1 protein-coding gene is annotated in these 485 nt (G+C 51.5%); it reads right to left on the bottom strand.

Annotated features, from left to right (window positions below; all coding sequences use genetic code 11):
- Window positions 1–227: 227 nt before the first annotated feature.
- On the bottom strand, window positions 228–485 hold a 258-nt coding region (locus tag AC5ZFO_RS48270), incomplete at its 5' end, for a hypothetical protein (RefSeq protein ID WP_496124307.1).

Raw genomic sequence — 485 nt, 5'->3', positions numbered from 1 at the left:
CAGTCGCGGTATCCAGCTTTGACTTTGACAGTGATCCACGCTGATGAAAGAGGAGCGCCAAAGAACAGAAAGAAGATTGAATGGAAACTCCTGACCGATCTTCCGGTGCAATCGCGCGGGGATGCGATCGAGAAACTCGATTGGTATTCCTTGCGATGGAAGATCGAGGTCTTCCACAAGATACTCAAATCCGGCTGTAGGGCAGAGGACTCGCAACTGCGGACTGCTCAGCGATTGACGAATCTGATCTCGGTGTTCTGCATTGTGAGCTGGCGCATTTTTTGGATGACGATGCTCAATCGTTCAGCGCCAAATGTCTCACCGGAATTTGCGTTGACCAAAGCTGAAATCCAATTGCTTATCGGCTCGTCAAAGACAAGAATCCAGTCAGCACCCAACGAAAGACATTGTCGCATTATCTCATCAAGATCGCCAGGCTCGGCGGCTATCTCGCCCGCGCCAACGATCCGCCACCAGGGAATCTG

Source organism: Bradyrhizobium sp. Unk1 (assembly GCF_059512345.1).
This window is presented reverse-complemented; position numbering and strand designations above follow the sequence as displayed.